13 protein-coding genes are annotated in these 18,593 nt (G+C 65.0%); 6 read left to right on the plus strand and 7 right to left on the minus strand.

Features of this window, described 5'->3' with window-relative positions; translation table 11 throughout:
* Nucleotides 1–149 precede the first annotated feature (149 nt).
* Complete coding sequence (locus tag G6N59_RS23315) at nucleotides 150–1,928, minus strand: penicillin-binding transpeptidase domain-containing protein (protein WP_138229208.1); 1,779 nt, start codon at nucleotides 1,926–1,928, stop codon at nucleotides 150–152.
* A 134-nt stretch (nucleotides 1,929–2,062) separates the two neighbouring features.
* Here G6N59_RS23315 and G6N59_RS23320 point away from each other — a divergent pair, with 134 nt between their 5' ends.
* Both G6N59_RS23320 and G6N59_RS23325 read left to right on the plus strand, forming a co-directional pair.
* A complete protein-coding gene (locus G6N59_RS23320) occupies nucleotides 2,063–2,800 on the plus strand; it encodes an SDR family NAD(P)-dependent oxidoreductase (protein WP_138229209.1) in 738 nt (245 codons plus the stop codon).
* Between the two features lie 187 nt (nucleotides 2,801–2,987).
* Nucleotides 2,988–3,803 (plus strand): helix-turn-helix domain-containing protein, encoded by an 816-nt coding sequence (locus G6N59_RS23325; protein WP_138229210.1) that lies wholly within the window; start codon nucleotides 2,988–2,990, stop codon nucleotides 3,801–3,803.
* Between the two features lie 82 nt (nucleotides 3,804–3,885).
* On the opposite strand, the gene G6N59_RS23330 is transcribed toward G6N59_RS23325, so the two are convergent.
* From G6N59_RS23330 to G6N59_RS30720, 5 genes are all read right to left on the minus strand, one after another.
* Complete coding sequence (locus G6N59_RS23330; RefSeq protein WP_138229211.1) at nucleotides 3,886–5,010, minus strand: lysozyme family protein; 1,125 nt, start codon at nucleotides 5,008–5,010, stop codon at nucleotides 3,886–3,888.
* A gap of 98 nt (nucleotides 5,011–5,108) precedes the next feature.
* Complete coding sequence (locus tag G6N59_RS23335; RefSeq protein ID WP_138229212.1) at nucleotides 5,109–6,569, minus strand: hypothetical protein; 1,461 nt, start codon at nucleotides 6,567–6,569, stop codon at nucleotides 5,109–5,111.
* A 5-nt stretch (nucleotides 6,570–6,574) separates the two neighbouring features.
* Nucleotides 6,575–8,368, minus strand: coding sequence for a hypothetical protein (locus G6N59_RS23340; protein WP_138229213.1), 1,794 nt, complete (start codon nucleotides 8,366–8,368; stop codon nucleotides 6,575–6,577).
* 171 nt (nucleotides 8,369–8,539) lie between these two features.
* Nucleotides 8,540–9,739 carry a hypothetical protein gene (locus G6N59_RS23345; protein WP_163911627.1) on the minus strand — a complete coding sequence of 400 codons (1,200 nt, stop codon included), beginning with the start codon at nucleotides 9,737–9,739 and terminating at the stop codon, nucleotides 8,540–8,542.
* 737 nt (nucleotides 9,740–10,476) lie between these two features.
* Entirely contained in the window at nucleotides 10,477–11,421 is a 945-nt protein-coding gene (locus G6N59_RS30720) for a hypothetical protein (protein ID WP_179970229.1), read from the minus strand.
* A 940-nt stretch (nucleotides 11,422–12,361) separates the two neighbouring features.
* Here G6N59_RS30720 and G6N59_RS23355 point away from each other — a divergent pair.
* The 4 genes from G6N59_RS23355 (at nucleotide 12,362) to G6N59_RS23370 (ending at nucleotide 17,977) form a co-directional block, all read left to right on the plus strand.
* Nucleotides 12,362–12,541, plus strand: a complete 180-nt coding sequence (locus G6N59_RS23355; protein ID WP_138229216.1) for a hypothetical protein — start codon at nucleotides 12,362–12,364, stop codon at nucleotides 12,539–12,541.
* A gap of 351 nt (nucleotides 12,542–12,892) precedes the next feature.
* Nucleotides 12,893–13,906 (plus strand): adenylate/guanylate cyclase domain-containing protein, encoded by a 1,014-nt coding sequence (locus G6N59_RS23360; protein ID WP_234884110.1) that lies wholly within the window; start codon nucleotides 12,893–12,895, stop codon nucleotides 13,904–13,906.
* Entirely contained in the window at nucleotides 13,903–14,847 is a 945-nt protein-coding gene (locus G6N59_RS23365; RefSeq protein ID WP_138229217.1) for a hypothetical protein, read from the plus strand. Before G6N59_RS23360 ends, G6N59_RS23365 begins: the two co-directional genes overlap by 4 nt.
* Entirely contained in the window at nucleotides 14,822–17,977 is a 3,156-nt protein-coding gene (locus tag G6N59_RS23370; RefSeq protein WP_138229218.1) for a peptidase domain-containing ABC transporter, read from the plus strand. Before G6N59_RS23365 ends, G6N59_RS23370 begins: the two co-directional genes overlap by 26 nt.
* A 312-nt stretch (nucleotides 17,978–18,289) precedes the next feature.
* Here G6N59_RS23370 and G6N59_RS31235 read toward each other — a convergent pair whose 3' ends face one another.
* Nucleotides 18,290–18,499 carry a hypothetical protein gene (locus G6N59_RS31235; RefSeq protein ID WP_234884111.1) on the minus strand — a complete coding sequence of 70 codons (210 nt, stop codon included), beginning with the start codon at nucleotides 18,497–18,499 and terminating at the stop codon, nucleotides 18,290–18,292.
* Nucleotides 18,500–18,593 lie beyond the last annotated feature (94 nt).

An 18,593-nucleotide genomic window follows, 5' to 3' on the forward strand; every position in this document is an offset into this window, starting at 1 on the left:
AGCACAGAATCCCAAGTACCGGGTCAGTTGGGGAAATTGGCGCGCCGACACACCGCGAACCCGCCGAAACCGCATTCCGGCAGGCGCCCACTCGAATTTTCACTGCTGGAATGTCCCCCGCAAGCGGGAGGTGCCCCCAGTTTCGGCGGTCAGGAGGCGGCGGCACGCAGAAAGTCCCCGCTGACGGCCACCGCGGGTGCCGACGAATCGCCGCCGACCACCAGTGTCGCGAACGCGAGGTCCCCGACGATCCCGGCGAACCAGCCGTGCGAGTGCGTGTTGTCGCCGAACTCGGCGGTCCCGGTCTTGCCGCCGAGTCCGTCGATGTCCTTGAGCGCGGTCGCGGTGCCGTCGGTGACGGTCAGCCGCATCATGGCCCGCAGGGCGTCCGCGGTCGGCTTGTCGACAGGGGCCGACGGCGAGCTGGCCGTGGTCTGTTGACCGGGCAACAGCGTGGGGGTGATGGTCGACCCATGCGCCAGGCTGGCCTCGGCGACCGCCAAGCCGAACGGACTGACAGTGACGGTGCCCTGGCCGATGCCGTTCTCGACGCGCTGCGCCGGGGTGTCGGCGTTGGGCACCTTGCCCGTGACCGTGGTGATGCCGGGGGTGACGAAGTCGACGCCGATGCCGAGGTTCTTGGCGGTGTTGGGCAGGGCGTCGGCCGGGAGCTTGTCGGCGAGCGCCGCCATGGTGGTGTTGCAGGAATGCGCGAATGCCTGCGCCAGCGGCACGGTGCCGAGGTCGAACTTGTCCTCGTTGGGGATGGTGCGGTTCTCGATGGTCACGGTGCCCGGGCAGGGCTCGGGGGAATCGGCGGTCGCGAGCCCCTTCTCCAGGGCCGCGGCGGTGGTGACGGTCTTGAACGTGGACCCCGGTGGGTACAGGCCGGTGAAGGCGATGGGTCCCTGCGCGTTGGCGGCGTCGTTCTGCGCCGCCGCGAGGATGGCGCCGGTGCTCGGTGCGATCGCGACGAGCACAGTCGGCCGGGGATCGGTGGCCACGGCGTGCTGAGCGAGGAGCTGCAGGCGCGGGTCGAGGGTGGTGCGAACGGGCTTGGTGTCCCCGGGCTCGTTCTTCACGAGCTCGTCGGTGGGCTGCCCCTGTTCGTCGACCAGGTCCACGGACCACCCCGCGGTCGCGTCGATGGCCTTCTGCCATACCTCGGGCAGTCCGCTGATGGCCGGTGAGTGCAGGTTCGGGTCGGCGGTCAGCAGCGCGCCTTGCTTGGTGACGGTGACGCCGGGAATCTGGGTGAGCTCGTCGGCGACCTGTGCCAGGTCAGCCTCGCGGAGCTTGACCACGGTGACGCGGTCGTCCTGATTTCCGTTGAACTCGCCTGCGATCGACTCGGCGGTGATGGTGTCGTCGAAGCGGGCAACCACCGGAGCCAGCGCGGCGGCGGAGTCGAGGTGGTCGCGACTCAAGGTGACGACGCCGACCGTCTGCCAGTTGAGCAGCGGCTGCCCGTTGCGGTCGACGACGGGCGTCAGCAGTGCCTTGTCTTCGCTGAACTGGAACGTGCCGCCTTGCCGCAGCTTCGGGTGCAAAAGCGCCGGGGCCCAGCGGATTTTCCAGTCCTCGCCGACTTTGGTGGCGATTGCTGTTGTGTCATAACGGAATTCGCGGCCAGGCCCGAGAGACCAGGTGTAGGCCAGTTTGGCGGTCGACTTGTTGTCGCCGTCTCCGGGCGTGGCCTTGACGTCGAGCGTGGCGTTTTTGCCCATACCGTCGAACATGGACTTGATGGCCGGTTCGGACGCGGTGGTGTCGGTGGTGTCTTTGGCGGCGGCGCCGGAGTCCTTGCGGTGCAACGCATCAGCAAACGCGTTGAAGGCGTCCTCGGGCTCCGGGCCGTTGAACATCGAGCATCCGGTGGTGCCGAGGAGCAGCGTGCAGGTCAGCAGCAGCGCAGTACGTTTCGTCATGACCCTTCGAGCCAACCATGAGTGGCTATGAATTCCGGCGTTGAAACGCTGGGGTGGGCACGTATCCAGTAGCGTCCCCTGTCAGTGGACAATTCCACTACGCGGCGGAGCGTATTTGATGAATGGGGTCTGGCATGAGTGGTGTGGTGGTCACCGGTGGCGCATCCGGCATCGGTCTGGCGTCGGCCAAGGCGCTGATCGCCGATGGTCGTGCGGTGTCGCTGTTCGACATTTCGCCTCAGGTGGTGACGGTGGCGGAATCGCTCGGGGCGCACGGCGTCGTCGTCGACGTGACTGACACCGACTCCATGGCCGTCGCCGTCGAGCAGGCCGCCGCGGCCATGGACGGCATCGACGGTTTGGTGCATGCCGCGGGCCGCGTGCTGCCAGAACCGGTCGGGATGTTCACCGTCGAATCCTGGGATGCTGTGGTCGACGTGAATCTGCGCGCGCAGGCGCTGCTGTCCCAACTGCTGCTGCCGCATTTCGAGAAGGCGTTGGCTGCGGGCGCCGCGCCGGCGATCGTGGGGATTTCGAGCATCGAAGGGCTGGTGGGTAATCCGTTCATCCCGGCGTACTGCGCGTCGAAGGCCGGGCTGCTGGGGCTGACCCGGTCGATGGCGGGGCAATTGGGCCCGTTGGGAATTCGCGTCAATGCCGTGTGCCCCGGCTTCATCGAAACCCCGATGCTCGCTGATGCGCTGGCGGTCGAGGAGGTGAAGACCGCGTTCGTGGCGGCCGCGCCGTTGGGGAGGCTGGGGCAGCCCGAGGAGATCGGGGCGACGGTCGCGTTCCTCATGTCGCCCAAGGCGTCGTTCATCACAGGTACGCAGATTGTGGTCGACGGGGGAGTGACGTCCCGGCACGCATAGATGTGTCTTGTGGCGGCGGGCGCGTTTGTCGTGATGCAGCGATTGAATTGACCCAACTGCGTAATTCACCTGAATCCCGAGTGCCGGACCGTAAGAACCCGCGTAGTTGACTACTCGGGTTCTTCGTCAATTGGCGACCTAACGTGCGTTTGACCAAATATCTCAATGTCAAACGAAGTAGGTCACCATGGGCGAATTTGCGACAGCCGGCAACGTCCTGGATGAACGCTTGGCTGCGGCGACCGGCCTGCTGTCGCACCCCGACGGTGCGGCGCAAGACAAGCTGACAGTGACGCTCCCGGCGTCTGTGAGCCGAAGGGGAGTGCTCGATGGCGCGTTCGCGATCTTGGAGGCGCTGGCCACCGCCGAAGGCGGACTGGGATTGACCGCGCTGGCGGGTGCATGCGGGTTGGCGAAGACATCGTCCTTTCGGCTCGCCGAACAACTTGTGGCCCTCGGAGCACTTCAGCGAGTGAACAACCGCTATTACATCGGTGCACGCATCGGGCGGATCGGGGAGAGTTGGCAACCCAATCCGGTATTACGCCAGGCCGGGCAGGGGCCGGTGCGCACGTTGGCTGCTCAATCACGCGCGATCGCCTCGTTGCGGATTTTGCATGAGGACCGTCTGCGGCCGATCTGTACCGCCGCGCCGCACGGCCGTGGCTATATGCCCACCCCCGCGAGCCGAGAAGCGACCGGCCGTACTGCGTCTGGTCGCGTGCTGTATGCCACCAAGGGGCAGAACGACGTTGGGCTGCCTGACTGTTGGACGCGACTGGAATGGCGGCGGCTTCGCGAGTCTATTCGTGACCACCACGCTGTAGTGGTTGACCAGCAGGACGCTTTCGCTGGAATCTGCTGCGTCTCGGCGCCGGTGTGGTGGCCCAACGGTACGTGTGCGGGAGCGGTCACTGTCCTGATGCAAGCGGCCAAGCCCGCGCCGAATCTGCGTGACCTGGTGGTGCGTGCCGCGCGCAGTATCGGTGCTGGATTGCGATAGCAGTCGTCTTCTGTACGACGATCGTCCCCCCCGATGGCCGCCATCAGGCGGCCATCGGCGAAACCGATTCGACCACAACATTTTATGCAGTCGACGCCGCCACAGCGGTGGCATCTGGCGCGACTTCCACATCGTCGGAACCGTCAGGCGAGCTTGTTACAGCGCCACCTGAGTCGACTCCGGTGCTCGAGTCGCTGCTATCGCTGGTTGGTGTGGTTGTGCTGTCGCCGTTGGTGGTTGCGTCAGAGCTGTTCGAGGGGTCGGTGGTGCTCGAGTCGCTGCTATCGCTGGTTGGTGTGGTTGTGCTGTCGCCGTTGGTGGTTGCGTCAGAGCTGTTCGAGGGGTCGGCGGTGCTCGAGTCGCTGCTGTCGCTGGTTGGTGTGGTTGTGCTGTCGCCGTTGGTGGTTGCGTCAGAGCTACTCGAGGGGTCGGTGGTACCCGGATCGGTAGTTCCGGTTGACGAGGTGGAGCTGTCACTTGTGCCAGGATCCGTTGTCGAGTTCGAGCCCGACGCTCCGTCGCTCCCAGACCCGCTGTTGTCACTGTTGCCGGGCGTGCCTGAATCTGACGCCGCGGTCGGCACGCTGTTGGGCCAGTGCAGCACCGACACATCGAGCTTCTGGGCGGCAACTGCTTGAGCGTTGTTGAACAGAAGGACATCTGCGGTGTTGCGCGGTATGACGCCGGGGTTACCGGCGGTGTTGATCTGGCAGTTTTGCGCCGCCGACGCCCAGTCCTGCGCCAGGCACGCCGCCTTGAACTTCGGCCAGGTCGCGGGGAACCCGGCGCCCAGACCCCAGGCCATGCTGAGCACCCCGAGCTGGGCGTCTGCAGGCCAGTTCTCGAAGTCCGGGAACGTCCGCTTGAGGATGGCCTGGTTGGCGTTGAGCACGTTGGCAACCAGTTGGGCGATCGCGTCGTCGGTGAGGTGCAGCGTGGTGAAGGGCGGTGCGGCCGCCTTGTATCCCTTTTGGGCAAGGCTGGCGGTCGTATGGACCTTGTTCCACTCGGCCTGGATCTCACTCTGCGAAGCAGCTGAGTTGTCGGAGTTGTGAACAAACGGGAGGGCCGACGCCGCCGCTACAGAGTCAATGAGATTGCCGATGCCGACGGTAACCTTCCCGAGGATGTCGAGGTACATGTAGGGCACAGACCCTTCAAAGCGCTTGCTGAACGGAACAAAGGCCTGTTGAACGCTCGGTTGCATTTCTTCCTCCTTATGGTTAGGCGTTGAGAATCAACGGATTTCGATATTCACTTGGCGCCCACGAATGGCGTGTGTCTCGGTAATGCCGCCGTGAGGCTTCAGGACGCCGCTGAATTACCGGTGCCCGAATCAGAGGTGTCGTCGCCAGTGCTGCCCGAGCCGTCGGTATCGCCAGCGCCACCGTCCGGAGAGGCTGCGGTGCCGTTGCTCGAAGGCGTTGACGGAGTCGAGGTTGTCGGAGCAGGTGGGGGTGCCTGCGCGACGTCCGGTGCATCGGCCGGCGGCAACACCGGAAGGTGACTGCACAACAGCGCGATGACCTGCATACCCGGCCGCGAGTATGTCCACGTGCCGTTTGAGTCGGTCGGCGGCAGACCACCCGCGAGCGAGAACGGGCCGATAAACCCGTTGCCGCTCAGGGCTTCCTGGTCCTGGCCGCTCCATTGCACCGAGATGTTCAGGTTCTTCACCACGACGATGGAGGTGGGTAGCCCATAGACCAGAGGCGCCTGCCCCTCTGGCGCAGCGACATTCGGGGCGGGCAACAGCCCGCCGCGCGGCATGCCGGGCACACACCAATTCGGATCGGCGAGGAACACGCCATCCCAGATCGAAATGCCTGCCGACGTGAACCCGATGGTCGCCGACATGTAGTCGAAAGTCACTGACATGCTCGACGTGGGCGGAGGGGGCGGGGGTGGGGGCAGCGGGGGTGCGGGAGGCGGCACGGGAAAAGGAAGCGGGCGACGAATCACCCAATCCCTGGCGACGGGACCTTGCCCGCTTACCTGTACTGCCTCAGCGGCCAGCGCCGGATTCATCGACAACTTCGGCCTGAGTGAAACTGGTTCAGCGACAGCAACCTTCATCATCGTGGGATTGATCGTTGCTTCCGGCGTTGCGGTTACCGCGGAGGTTCGGGCCAGCAGGGGGGTGGCCATCGCCGGGCTCACCTCGTGCAGGTATGCCAGGCTCGGGAGTGGAGCTTGCTGCGCCTCAGCCGGTTTGATCGTCCACAGCGAGGGATTGAGCACCGGCGGAGCGATCGGTACGCGGCCTCCCGTCGAGGTGCCGCCCGCCGGAGTCGTCGGCGCCGACTGCACCTGGGTGGAGTCGAACACCGACCAATAACTCGTGTTGTCCAACGGCCAGTCATCGGGCACACAAGCCAACTCCGGAGAGACTCCCGGCGGGCTCAACACCGATTTCGCCATGGCGATTTCGGCGTCGAGTCGCTTCCAGGCGTCGCTGCCCGCCGCCGCTGTCGGTTGCGCAGCGGTGACCGCCAGACTGTAGATCTGGCTCGCCGAGCCGTAGTACAGATCCTTACCGTTCACCGAGTACTGCGTTGGCGACATCAGGTACGGCGCATCGAAATTCGGCAGCAGAAATGATGCCAACCGGGTCGGGTTGACCACGCCGTCCTGCACGATGTCGTCTGGCGTCGGCAATGCGAAGGGCAGGAAGACCAGCGAGATGTTCGGGTTGCCGCTGGCGAAGGCGTTGACGAAAACGTCGGTCACCTTCTGGCCGAGCGTCGCCAGGGTGTCGTCGGCCACGGTGCTCAGCTCCCCGGTGCCGCTGCGGCTCCCACAGCTGCTGCCGCGGCCGGCGCGGCACCACCTGCCATCGCCTGTGGCGAGTTGGTCGAGTTCTGCTTGGGTAGCGTCGGGTCGTCCATCAGCGGGGCTGCAGGCTGTATCTGGCCGATCCAGCCGGCGATCTGGGAACCCAGCAGCTGCAGTGTTCCGCCCTTCTTGCCGTCGGAGGTGAAGGTGAATCCCGATGATGTCTGCTGCGACCCGAATGCGCCCGAGGACTGCTGATCCTGGTGCTGCGCTGAGGCGTTGGCGACGCAGAACATATAGCTGGCGGACACGGCGACCTGATTGGAGCTGGATTGTCCGGAGCTCTGGGCGGCCTGGTTCGCCTTGTTGAAGGCGTCCCCGAAATCGCCCCAGTCGTCGCAGGTGATGTTGACGTTCCGGATGATCAGGAACGCTTTGGGGACCATCGGCAAGAGAGCGGGGGTCTTGTCGCCGATCTGGTTGGCGACAGTGCCGTCGCTGATGCAGTTCGCCCGTTGTTTGACCATGTACCAACCCTTGATGTTGAACAGGTCACCCAGGAACCACGGCCGCTCGATGGTCGCGACGAAGTACTCGAACTGCACACTGGCCGAGCTCGAATTGTCTTCGTGGCTCGTCCAGTTGTACTGGTTCGCGTGACTGCCGGACGCGTTGTTCGCGTCGCTGTGGCTATCGGTCGTCGATGCGCCGAACCAGCCGATGTTGAACCCGCCGCTGCCGCTGTTGGACTGCGACTGCTGGTGTTGCCAATTGTCGGCGAACGAACCCGCGGCCGTGCCCGTCGTGGCGTCGTGGTGCTGGCTCGTGCCCGTGATCTTCTGCACGCCAAAGGAATCGTCGGCGTAGTCCCACCACGACGACGGGCTGATGTAGGACCACGGGACATTGGCCGAGATGCCGCCGGCCAGCTGGACCTGATAGGCGCCGTACATTTGTTTCGCCATCGCCGCCAGAGCGGTGACCGCGCCCTCGCCTTCGGTTGCGATGATGTCGAGAGCGTCTTGCACCTGCTGGCGACCCATGCTGTTGAAGTCGTTGAGTGCCGCAGTGACCTTGCTGGCGTAGCTTTCCGCCACGATCGGCCAGGACTGACCGGCGACCGGGTCGGCCATCGCCTGCGCATAAGCCTGGGCCTGTGCAGCGATGGCGTCGGTCCACGCCTGCTGATTGCGCCGGAACTGCGCGTACAGCGGCGTGTATCCGATGAAGTTGCCGTTCGAGTCCTTCAAGTAGAGCAGGTTCTGCGCTGCCGCAACGCGATTGAGCACGTCTTGCGCCGGCGGCGACTGATCAATGGGCTGCATGCCGGTGATGATCGTGTAGTACTCGACGCTCACGTCTCGATCGGGCCAGGCCGTCGCCACTCCGTTCTGCGTAACCTCCAGCATGTGATCGACCAGTTGTGACGTGTTGAACGCCGCGTTTATCGACGCCTCCATTTGCGGATCGGGCGCCGCCGGCGGCGGGTACACCGATCCGGGCGGTCCCGCGGCCGGAGTCGACGAACTGGCCTGGGCAGGTGCGTTGAACGTGCCGTCATCGCCGAAGCTGGCCGCCGAATCCCCGCCGCCAGGCGTCCACGCGTGGGCGTAGTCCTTCGGATCGATCGGGTAGCCGGTCATCTGGTGCATATAGACGGCGGTGCCGAGCGGCTTGCCGTCGGGGCCGATTTGGCTTGAGGCAACCTGGTTTTCGATCTGGTTCAGGGCATCAAGCAGGGCTTTGGTGATGCAGCCGACGTTGCCGATCTGCTGTACTCCGGAGGTCATGGGGTGCTCCTCATCTTGTGTGGTCTTGTGTGGTGTCGGTTTCTCAACCCGGCACTCCCGTCCGGGAGCACTCAGGTAGGTATGTGTTCAATTGCGTTGGGCGTCAGTGCTGATCGATGTGGTTCAGCCGCTGAGTATCGAAGTGTCGCTACCGGCGCGGCCGGCGGCGGGTTAGGACGTGGGCAGGCCCACTTTGGTGCAGTCGAACCAACCCCACAGCGTCCGGGCGTCATTCGTGAATTTCGTGCCCGAGATGGTGCGGGAGGTCAGGCGGCACGTCGTGCCGTCGGGAGCGCCGCCACCTTCAGCCGTCTGCCAACTCCCATCGGAGTTCTGACTGACGAAGATCCCTGTGTGGCCGTCGTTACTGGTCTGGCTGGAGGCGAGGTAGAAGTAGTCCCCTGGGTTCGGTTTCGCGCCGGCGGAGGCCTTCACAAAAGCGGGGCTCGCCAAGCTGACGTTGCCGAGGCTGACGAACATTCCGGTTCCCGGTTTGTACGGACCGACCGCGGGCGCGCCGCACCATTCTCTGACGGCACGAACGAACATGGCGCAGCTGGTTTTCACACCGGTCAGCGCCTGGGCGGCCTGTTGGGTCTTCTCCTGGTTGCAGGCTATGAAGTCGCGGTAGAAGTCGCTTCGCTGCGTCTGGCCCATCGGTCCGGCGCTCAGAGCCTGATTGCAGCACCGCACAATTCGGGCTCCTACAGATTCGCCGGGGTTGGATTTGAAGGTGAACAAGGTGGCGATGTAGTTGCCCGAAGTCGACGGCTGGCTTCCCGAACCGCCGGTGCTCGAACCGGACTTGCCTGAGCCCGAACCTGTGCCGGGACCCGAACTCGAACTCGAACTCGAGCCCGAACCTGTGCCGGGACCCGAACTCGAACTCGAACTCGAGCCCGAACCTGTGCCGGGACCCGAAGTCGAACCTGAGCCGGAACCAGAGTCGGTACCACTTGGGTCGGTGCCACCAGTAGAGCCGTCAGTGCCACCTTGGTCGCTGCTGCTGCCCGGGCCGGCGTTGTCGGTGGGGTCGGCACCGCCTGGGTCGGTGCCGCCGGTGGAGTTGTCGGTGCTGTCGCTTGGATCCGCGCTGCCGCTGGGGTTCTCAGTGCTGCCCGAATCGGTGCCACCTGAGTCGGTGCTGCTGCTGGGGTCGGTACCGGTTGAGTCGGTGCCGCCGCTGGGGCTGTCTGCGCCGCCGCCCTGGTCGGAGCCGGCACTGGGGTCTTCGGTGCTGTTGCTCGGATCTGTGCCGCTGCTCGAGCTGTCGGTGCCACTCGGTTCCGTGCCCGTAGTTGGGTCGGTGCCATCCGAGCCGCTGGTATCTGCGGCAGTCGTGTCGACGGTGTCGGTATCTGTGTCGGTCACTTTAAATCACCTCGTTGTCAAAGGATTTCGACGGTCAACCAATTGGGCATCCACGGCGACGTCTGGTGCAACGGCCCGGTCCGATGAGCGGACCGGGCCGCAGGCATCCGGGTCCTGTTTGCGAAACGCAACCGGCGACGCGGCCGGCCGGCATCCGGTTGGGATATCAAAAATGGGGTGGTGGGTCCGCTCAACGGACCGAGGTCTTGCTTGAGATCCGCCAAGTGAGTTGTGATTCATGCATATTCGGGCTCACCCGATTCATCCGTCTGGTCACGAGAGTCATTGGGAGACAACATGTCAAGGCGGATTGATTCCGACCGGGCCGCTGCTGCTCGCGAGACAATCGGACGAGGATGTTTTGAAAGATCCCCGCGTGGATGTGTGCAGTCCCGTTTGTCGAGACGCAACGAAGATTGACCTGTAGGCGTTCTAGCCTACCGAGATGGACGGCCGCTGGGGGCTGGGCAGCCAGGCAATTCCAACGCTCTCCACAGGTCAGGCGACGGGTCGAAGTTCAAATCCGGAAATGGTGAAAGCATTTGCGCCGGAGAAGAATTGGACCCGTGACCGGCAACCTGATACGAGGGGCTGCACTGTCCATCCGTGCTGCCCGCGCCGAGATCCGCTCGATGGTCCATCGGTCATGCTCGCGGTTGTCGTAGGTGCGCCGGCCGCAGCTCAAGGTGTGTCGCGGAGCCGAGCCCGTGTGTCGTGATCACCCGGTCGGCCTCCACTCACACTGCGTGTTCGAAGGGGTTGTTGTCGGCCCCGGGCCCACCGCTATCCCCGTCGCCGGCCCCGGCCCCAGACCCGGACCCTTCGCCCTCGCCTTCGCCGGACCCTTCGCCTTCGCCCTCGCCGGACCCTTCGCCAGACCCTTCGCCCTCGCCCTCGCCGGACCCTTCGCCTGTGCCGTCCCCACTGCCTGACCCGTCGCCGTCCCCATCGCCACCCCCGCCGCTATCGATATCGGCGGGTGTGACGGGACCGCGCGGGCCGTAAGTGCCTGAATCGTCGGTCGGTTCGCCATCGGTGGAGGCGTCGTTGCCCTCCCCGTCATCGGTTTCTTGGGTGGGGTCGTCCGTGGTGTGACCGTCAGTGGGTGCCGATGTGGTTGGTTTGGGCTCCCAACTCCCGTCGCGAGCCATCCATACCGTCTGATCGGTCGAGTCGGTCAGTTTGCCGTTTTCGTCGTACTCGTCAGTGTGCTGACGCGCGTCGTTAACGCCGCCAGCGGCGTCGGACCAGACCGTCGTAACCGCCCTGATCGTTCCGCCCGGATATGTCGTGGTTACCGTCTCGGTGTTGGTGTCGGTCTCCGGGTCCCAGATCGTCTGCCCCTGCTCCGTCGTCGATGGGCCGTCGGCCGGGGTCAAGGTGGTCGTCCAGTTCGAGGTATGGGCGTATTGCTCCAGCACCGTGTGGCTACTCGAATCAATCGTGACGGTGGTGTCTTTCGATTCAATATGTTTGGTGCTGTCAGTGGTTGTTGTCGTTACACCGCGCCCGGATGTCTCGTGCACGATGTCGGTATCCGTCACCGTGGAACCGTTTTTGTATTGGATCCGAGTACTGGTCTGCACACCGCCGTCGGGCAGGTAGGTGATCTGCCGCTGCGCGCCGATGATGGCGTGATCAGGATCCGGCACTTGGATCGGCTGCCATGCGTTGCCGCTCATGAGCGGTCCTTCAGGATGCCCGCCGACAGATGAATATGCGCCGATATTGGTTCACGCATGCCGAAGCCCCTTGCATCGTGGCGATACCGTGAATGTACATCTATGTGCGGGAAGACGGAGTTTCGTACAAGCGAATTGACAGGAAAGTCAACGTGGTCTCACCCCGATCGCCTGTCATGCATTTCAGTGCGCCGCATGCGATGCCCTTTCGCCGCGAGGCCAAATGCATCCACGCTGCGGATTGATCCTGCGAGGGCGGTGAGCAAGCCAAGGTCGGTGTACTGCCGCGGCACACCGTCGCGCTCCTGATCACCCGGATCTTCGAGCGCGGCCTCTGCCCGGCTCTCTCGCGCAGCAGGATTGCGACGAGGACGGAGCTCATGCCCGGGATCGCGTCGCGGCTGACGCATTCGTAGCCATGCGCGCTCAGGGACGCAGGCGTAGCAGCCATCCAATTCCGTTGCCGCACTATTCAATTAGTCCGCAACACCGTCGTGTTAGACGCAATGTTCATCGCTGTACCCCGACAATTGGCCCGTCGCCGACGGCGCCGCCGTACTCCGCTTCGGGCGGACCGACCTTAAGTGTGAGGGGGCGAGATCACCGGGCAGCGCATGACTCGCATACCAGCCGCCGATCTCCTCGTTCGGCGTACGTTGACCTGCGCGTTTGCGACGAAGATTAACCAGCTCTCGCGACACGCCCGAATCTTGTCAAAGTAGCCAGGCGTGTCTTGTCAATCTGCGCGGCATCTCGACATCGTCGTCATCGAGATGCCGCCGGCCGCGTGATCTTCTGGGGTTCCTTGCGGTCAGTTGGCGGCTCATAATCATCAGATACCGGGTTTGATCTGCGCCTCAAGAATTCGCCAAGACATCTGAAGCACCCTCTATCCAGCCCAGCCCACGACGGGCTGACGACACCGAAGGGAATCAATGAGATGAGCGGCAACGAACAACAACAGCAGACGGCAGCCGACGCGAGCAACGATCGCACGAATCAGGGCGACAGTATTGGGGATCTGGCGCCCAGCCACGAGGAGTCGGTCGGCGTGAAGGGTGGGGGGCTACAAGTGGGCACGTGGCATGGCAGCGGCGGCGGCGCCGGAAAGGGCCAGTAGCTGCTGTCGGTGCAGCCAGTCCGGAATGTTAGCGAAAGGAATCAAGGAAATGATGTCCAGCTCTGAGAGCGATCCGTCGGCGACAGCCGCTGAGGTCGACACAATCGAAGATTTGGCGCCGGCCGATGCGGATGCGGTGAAGGGCGGATTCAATCCGCAACCTGAACCACCGGGAAAGCCTGCGTCGCACCAATAGATGTAAAGGGTCCGGGTATTTGATTCAGCGGCCACCGCTCGCGGGTGCCCGGCGGTGGCCGCCTGACCGGGGGTCTCAGTTCACGGAAACTGCCAGCTTGCTGTGGAGAACATGTGTTGCTGGCTCGACCCGCCCAGGAACTCTAGATTTAATCGGTGTCCGATGCGCCCGTCGAGGGACCACTGGGATACCTCGACGTATCGGCGCCGGGCGTCCCGCAGCGGAGGGTGCCGATTTTCGGTCAGCTCTTCGTGGGCCGCGAGTGTGCAGGGATCACGCCGGCGCGGCGGATGGTGGTCGATGATCCTCAGATTTCTCGCAACCATCTAGAGGTCCGCCTTGATGCCGAGACGACGCGGGCGTTTGTCATCGACACCAGCACAAACGGGACGCGGATCAACGGGATGCGGCTCGAGCGCGCGGTGCCCATGCCGATCAAGTCCGGCGACGTCATTTGTTTGGGCGATCTGACCCTGAGGTTCGATTCCGCCCGGTTTACCGGGTCGAGCTATGCCGACCCGGGCCTGACGCGTGCGCGGATCGACCTCACTCCGATGGTCATGGTGGTCGGGGACATCGTGAACTACTCCACCCTCTCGGAGGTCACCGACCCGGCGGTGATCGCGTCGGGCCTGAACGTGCTGTGGGGTGATCTCAGTGCCATCCTCCGCGCGCATCGCGGCACGCTGAACCACTACGCCGGGGACGCCCTGTATGCGGTGTGGGAGCCGAGCGCCGTGCCTGATGCGGTGGCGTTGGCGATCACGTTCGCGCTGGTCGCCAACGAGCGCGTCGGCGTCCTGGGCCCCGCGCTGCCGTTGCGCAATCCGGACGGATCACCGATCCAAATGGGTTGGGCGATCGTGCAGGGGGAAGCCGCGTTGTCCGCGATGACCCGCTCCGTCGAGGCGGTGATCGGCGATTCCACCAACGTCGCATTTCGGCTGTCGGGACTGGCCGGGCGCGACGGGCGCGCGGCGGTGATGGTGACGGCCGCAGTTCAACATGCGGTCCGCGACAGATTCGCTTGGGGCCCACCCGAGCAGCTTCTGCTCAAGGGGCGGCAGGGTTTGGAGACCGTTTATCCCGTCCTCGCGGCTGCCGCTGCGCAGCAACCGACACCCACAGATGGCGCCACGTCCCGTCGTACCGACCCATCCCCGCGATGACCACGCCGGGCGGTGCAGCTGATACGACGGTGTTCAGCGCCGCCGGTCACCCGTTCACGTGGCTGCAGGTGATCGATGCTGCGCGGGTGCGGGGCCAGTGGCAGGCGCTCGAGCGCCGGGTCGCCGGGCTACTTGCTCGGGAGGCCGACCTCACAGCCACCGACTCACTGCCGACCGCGGATGCGACGAAAGCGGCCGCTACCGCTTGGCGATATCGGCACAGACTGCTCAGCGCCGATGAACTCGTGGAGTGGCTCGCCCGCTACGGCGTCACCGTGCCGGAATGGATGGCGGAGATGCGCCGCTCACTGACCGATCCCGCCGAGGGGCTCACGCAGGCGTCGGACAATGAACTCGACCGGGCCTGCTGGGTGCACGCAGTGTGCTCGGGCGTGCTGGCCGAATATGCGCGGACGCTGGCCGAAGAGGTCGCCGTGGCGCTGGCCGAACGGCCGGGCGCTACGCCGTGGGACGATCTGGCCGCGCTGCCGGGCGCCCGTGAGCGCTTCTGTACGGCCCAATTGCGTGAGCCGCTATTGGCTGCCGAGGTCCACACCAACAGGGTTGGGTGGACCAGCCTCGAACTACAGATGCTGATCCACCCCGACGAGGCGGTGATGCGCGAAGCGGCGATGTGTATCTCTGTGGACGGGCGTGACCTGGGTGATGTCGCCGCAGATGCCGGCGCGGAGCTGCAGACGGTCTGCCTGCTGCTCGACGACGCCGACCCGGCGCTGCGCACCCGGCTGCTGGCGGCCGACCCTGGTGAGCTCGTCGGGCCGTTGTCCACCGGAGCAGATCATTGCGTCGCGGTGGTCCTGAAACGGTGCACCCCAAGCCTGGACGATCCCGCGGTGCGCCGCCGCGCCGCAGCCACCGTGCTCCATCGCGCCCTGTCCGCTGAGGTCAACCGACATGTCCACTGGCATGAGCATCTCTGAGCCGCCGGCTCCTGGCGTACCGGGGGAGCGGCACCGCTTCGCGCTGCTCGAACTGATGCCCGCGGACGTGCGGCGCTTGGTGGAGGCCTCGTTCCATCGTGAGTCGTATTCGTTCGGCGAGGTGATCGTCGCCGAGGGCGACGCAGCGGACGCCATGTACATGCTCGAGTCGGGCACCGCACGTGTCATCAAGACCGGCGATCAGGGTGAGGAGGTCCCGCTCAACGTGCTGCACGCCGGCGACGCGTTCGGCGAGCGGGCGTTGCTCGCACCCGGCGGCACCCGCACCGCGACCGTACGCGCGTCCGGCGCGGTGGTGGCGCTGCGGCTCGACAAGGCGGTGTTCGACGCGCTGGTGTTCAGCGAGCCTGCCATCGCCCATTACCTCGACCTGCACGTGCGTCGCCACGAGCTGCGCGACTTCCTGCGCGCCTACACGGCCTTTTCGGGTCTTCCCGCCGAGGGCATGCGACTGCTGCTCGAGGGCCTGACACCGATGACTGTGCCCGCCGGGCACATCGTGATCCGCCAAGGCGACCCGCCCGGGCCGATGTACATCGTGCGCGCCGGCCGGCTGCGTGCGTACTTCGAAACCAACGCCGCGCGGGAACAGCGCGCCTACCTACGCCAGGGTGATTTCTTCGGCGAGGTGGCGCTGCTGCGCGGCTCCACGCGCACGGCAACCGTCGAGGCAGTGACCGACGCCGATTTATGGACGCTGCCCCCAGCGGTTTTCGTCCGCCTCTCCGCGGAGTTCCCGGCGTTCCGCAAGGAGATCGAGCAACGCATCTCGTCCTACGACTACCTGCGTACGGCGCGGGTGCCGCTCGATTTCGCCGAGGAGCTGTTACCCGCACAAGCCGGACCCGACGCGCTGGCCGCGGACCAGACCCGCACCGCCACAGCTGAATTCCCGCAAGCCGACGTTCAAACCAACGGCGGCGACGAACAGCTCGACGGGTCCATCAGTTCGCGGCGGCGCATCCGCCGATTTCCGTCTGTGTTGCAGGTCGACGAAATGGACTGCGGCGCAGCATCTCTGGCCAGTGTTTGCCACTACTACGGGCGCAACGTCTCAATCACCCGGGTGCGTGAAGCGGTCCATACCGCCATCGACGGTACGAGCCTGCTGGGTATCGCGCGGGGCGCAGAGGCGCTGGGGCTGGCGGCGCGCACCGCCAAGGTGTCCAAGACGCGCTTGGACGAGATGCCGCTGCCGGCCATCGTGCACTGGGATGCCAACCACTGGCTGGTCCTGTATGACGTTGGCGCGGAGCATGTTCGATTGGCCGACCCCGCCCGAGGCCGCCGCAAGGTCAAACGCTCGGAGTTCGAGTCGAAGTGGTCGGGCTTCGCAGCGTTCTTCACCCCGACCGACGCATTCGCGCAGACCCCGCAGGCGACCTCGCGCGTCGGCTGGCTGGTCGAGTTCTTCCGGCCGTATCGCCGCGTCTTGGTCTTGGCGCTCGTGCTGGCCCTGCTGGCCGCCGGTGCCGACATGCTCATCCCGGTGTTGAGCAAGTACATCGTCGACGGGGTGATCCAATATCACGACGCAAGCCTGCTGACACTTCTGGTGGCGGGCATGTTCGGTGCGCTGGTGCTCAGCGTCGCGGTAACGCTGGCGCAGCGATACTTCCTCAGCCGCATCGCGGTGCGCATCGATCGAGCGAGCCTGGACACGCTGTCGGAAAGACTGCTCGCCTTGCCGATGAGCTACTTCAACGCGCGCCGCACCGGGGACATCTCGCGGCGCCTGAACGGCTTGCGACAGGTGCGCACATTCATCGTCGAGCACGGAGTCGCGGGCCTGGCTTCGGCCGCCCAACTGCTCGTAGCGGTGATCATCATGTTCGTCTACAGCTGGCGGCTCGCGCTGGTGTATCTGGCGACCGCTCCGCTGTACGGGGGGCTGATGTGGTTCTCCCGCAACCGTCTTCGCCCGGCGTTCGATGTGCTGGAGGAGTCGTGGGGTAAGTACCAGTCACGCCAGATCGATTCCATCAAAGGCATCGAGACGGTCAAGGCGATGGGCGCCGAAGAATCGCTTCGCCGGCTGCTGCTCGGGCAGTTCAACGGCCTTTCCTCACAGCTGTACCGGGCCGACCTGACGGTGATGACCTATCAGGCGCTCGTTCAAGTCGTCACGTTCCTGTCTCTGGTGCTGTTCTTGTGGATCGGCGCCCTGCAAGTCATGCGCGGCCACCTCACGATCGGCGAGCTGGTCTCCTTCAACGCCCTTGTGTTGCTGGCCAATGGTCCGGTCCTGGGCCTGCTGTGGCTGTGGGACCAGCTGCAGTATTCGACCATCCTTCTCGACCGACTCAACGACATCCTCGAACAAGAACCCGAGCAGGGCGAGGATCACTCGTCGCTGACACCGGTGCCGACGCTGTCAGGTCGAGTTCGGTTCGCGCGGGTGACATTCGAGTACCCCGGCCCAGCCACGACGCCGATACTCGACGAGATCGACTTCGAGGTCGAACCGGGTACTCGGGTGGCCATCGTCGGGCGCAGCGGCTCCGGTAAGACCACACTGGTCAAATGCCTGTCCGGGCTGCTGTTGCCCACCGCCGGGACGATCCTGTTCGACGGGGCGGATCTGACTGGGCTGCATTTGCGCCAACTGCGCCGCCATATCGGGTTCGTACTGCAGGACAACCACATGTTCGACGCGTCGATCGCCGAGAACATCGCGCTCGGCGACGAGGACGCGGACTCCGAGCGGATCATATGGGCGGCGCGGGTGGCCAATGCCGCCGAGTTCATCGAGCGCCTGCCGCTGGGCTACGAAACCAAGATCGGCGAGAGCGGGATGCTGCTGTCCGGTGGCCAGCGCCAGCGGATAGCGATCGCGCGGGCCGTCTACCCGCGGCCGCCGGTGCTGGTCTTCGATGAGGCCACCAGCGCACTGGACACCGAATCCGAGCGCGCGGTCAAAGAAAACCTCGACGAGCTCCTCGAAGGACGCACGTCCTTCGTGATCGCCCATCGGCTATCCACCGTCCGCGACGCCGACGTGATCCTGGTACTGGAGAAGGGCCGGCTGGTCGAGCGCGGTACGCACGACGAACTCATGGCCAGACAGGGTCTGTACTACTACCTGTGCAGTCAGCAACTGGCACTGTGACGCCGAGGCGGCACTTTTGTGGCTGGCAGGCGTGGCATTGGACCGACCTAGGCATGTCTGCTCGCCGGGCGGCGAGCACCTTCACGATTTCTTAATGGTGTGGGTGCGACGGTAGTCGCATGCCGCAGAACTCGGACACACGACTGCCCGATGATTGCACAACCGGCGCACATGTTCTGCGACGCAGCACTTTTGGTCAGCATCTCGGCCAGACGGAGCCGTGGCCGGGCGGGCGAGTGCACGGCAGCACATCGACGGCTCGGAGTCCCCACGAGGCCGCGGTCCGACCTGTCGCCGGCCGGCGGAGAGGTATCAGGGCGTGACCGCAGCGCGGTTCAAGGAACTGTCCTTGATGCACGGCTGGGTCCCCGTGTTGCTGACGATGACGGCGCTGGTGGCCGTGATCGTCGCGGTCGGATGGCGGACGCGCCGCTGGCGGACGGTGTGGGTTCCCGTGGCGATCGTCGTGGGCGTGGTCCTGGCAGCCGTCGCCCGCTGGTTTGTCAGTGCTGCAGGGATCACGGGTGGTCCAGCTCCGCTCACGCTGTGGGTGTGGGTAGCCGTGCTCGGTGGCGCGTGCGTGGCGACAGTCGCTGGTTGGCGCACCAGCCGGTGG

It is taken from the genome of Mycolicibacterium aubagnense (assembly GCF_010730955.1).
GTDB lineage: Bacteria > Actinomycetota > Actinomycetes > Mycobacteriales > Mycobacteriaceae > Mycobacterium > Mycobacterium aubagnense.

Bases quoted from the DNA above. Each gene is read 5' to 3' on its own strand.
- G6N59_RS23315 (WP_138229208.1), bottom strand. From the start codon at position 1,928: ATGACGAAACGTACTGCGCTGCTGCTGACCTGCACGCTGCTCCTCGGC.
- G6N59_RS23320 (WP_138229209.1), top strand. From the start codon at position 2,063: ATGAGTGGTGTGGTGGTCACCGGTGGCGCATCCGGCATCGGTCTGGCG.
- G6N59_RS23325 (WP_138229210.1), top strand. From the start codon at position 2,988: ATGGGCGAATTTGCGACAGCCGGCAACGTCCTGGATGAACGCTTGGCT.
- G6N59_RS23330 (WP_138229211.1), bottom strand. From the start codon at position 5,010: ATGCAACCGAGCGTTCAACAGGCCTTTGTTCCGTTCAGCAAGCGCTTT.
- G6N59_RS23340 (WP_138229213.1), bottom strand. From the start codon at position 8,368: ATGACCTCCGGAGTACAGCAGATCGGCAACGTCGGCTGCATCACCAAA.
- G6N59_RS30720 (WP_179970229.1), bottom strand. From the start codon at position 11,421: ATGAGCGGCAACGCATGGCAGCCGATCCAAGTGCCGGATCCTGATCAC.
- G6N59_RS23355 (WP_138229216.1), top strand. From the start codon at position 12,362: ATGAGCGGCAACGAACAACAACAGCAGACGGCAGCCGACGCGAGCAAC.
- G6N59_RS23365 (WP_138229217.1), top strand. From the start codon at position 13,903: ATGACCACGCCGGGCGGTGCAGCTGATACGACGGTGTTCAGCGCCGCC.
- G6N59_RS23370 (WP_138229218.1), top strand. From the start codon at position 14,822: ATGTCCACTGGCATGAGCATCTCTGAGCCGCCGGCTCCTGGCGTACCG.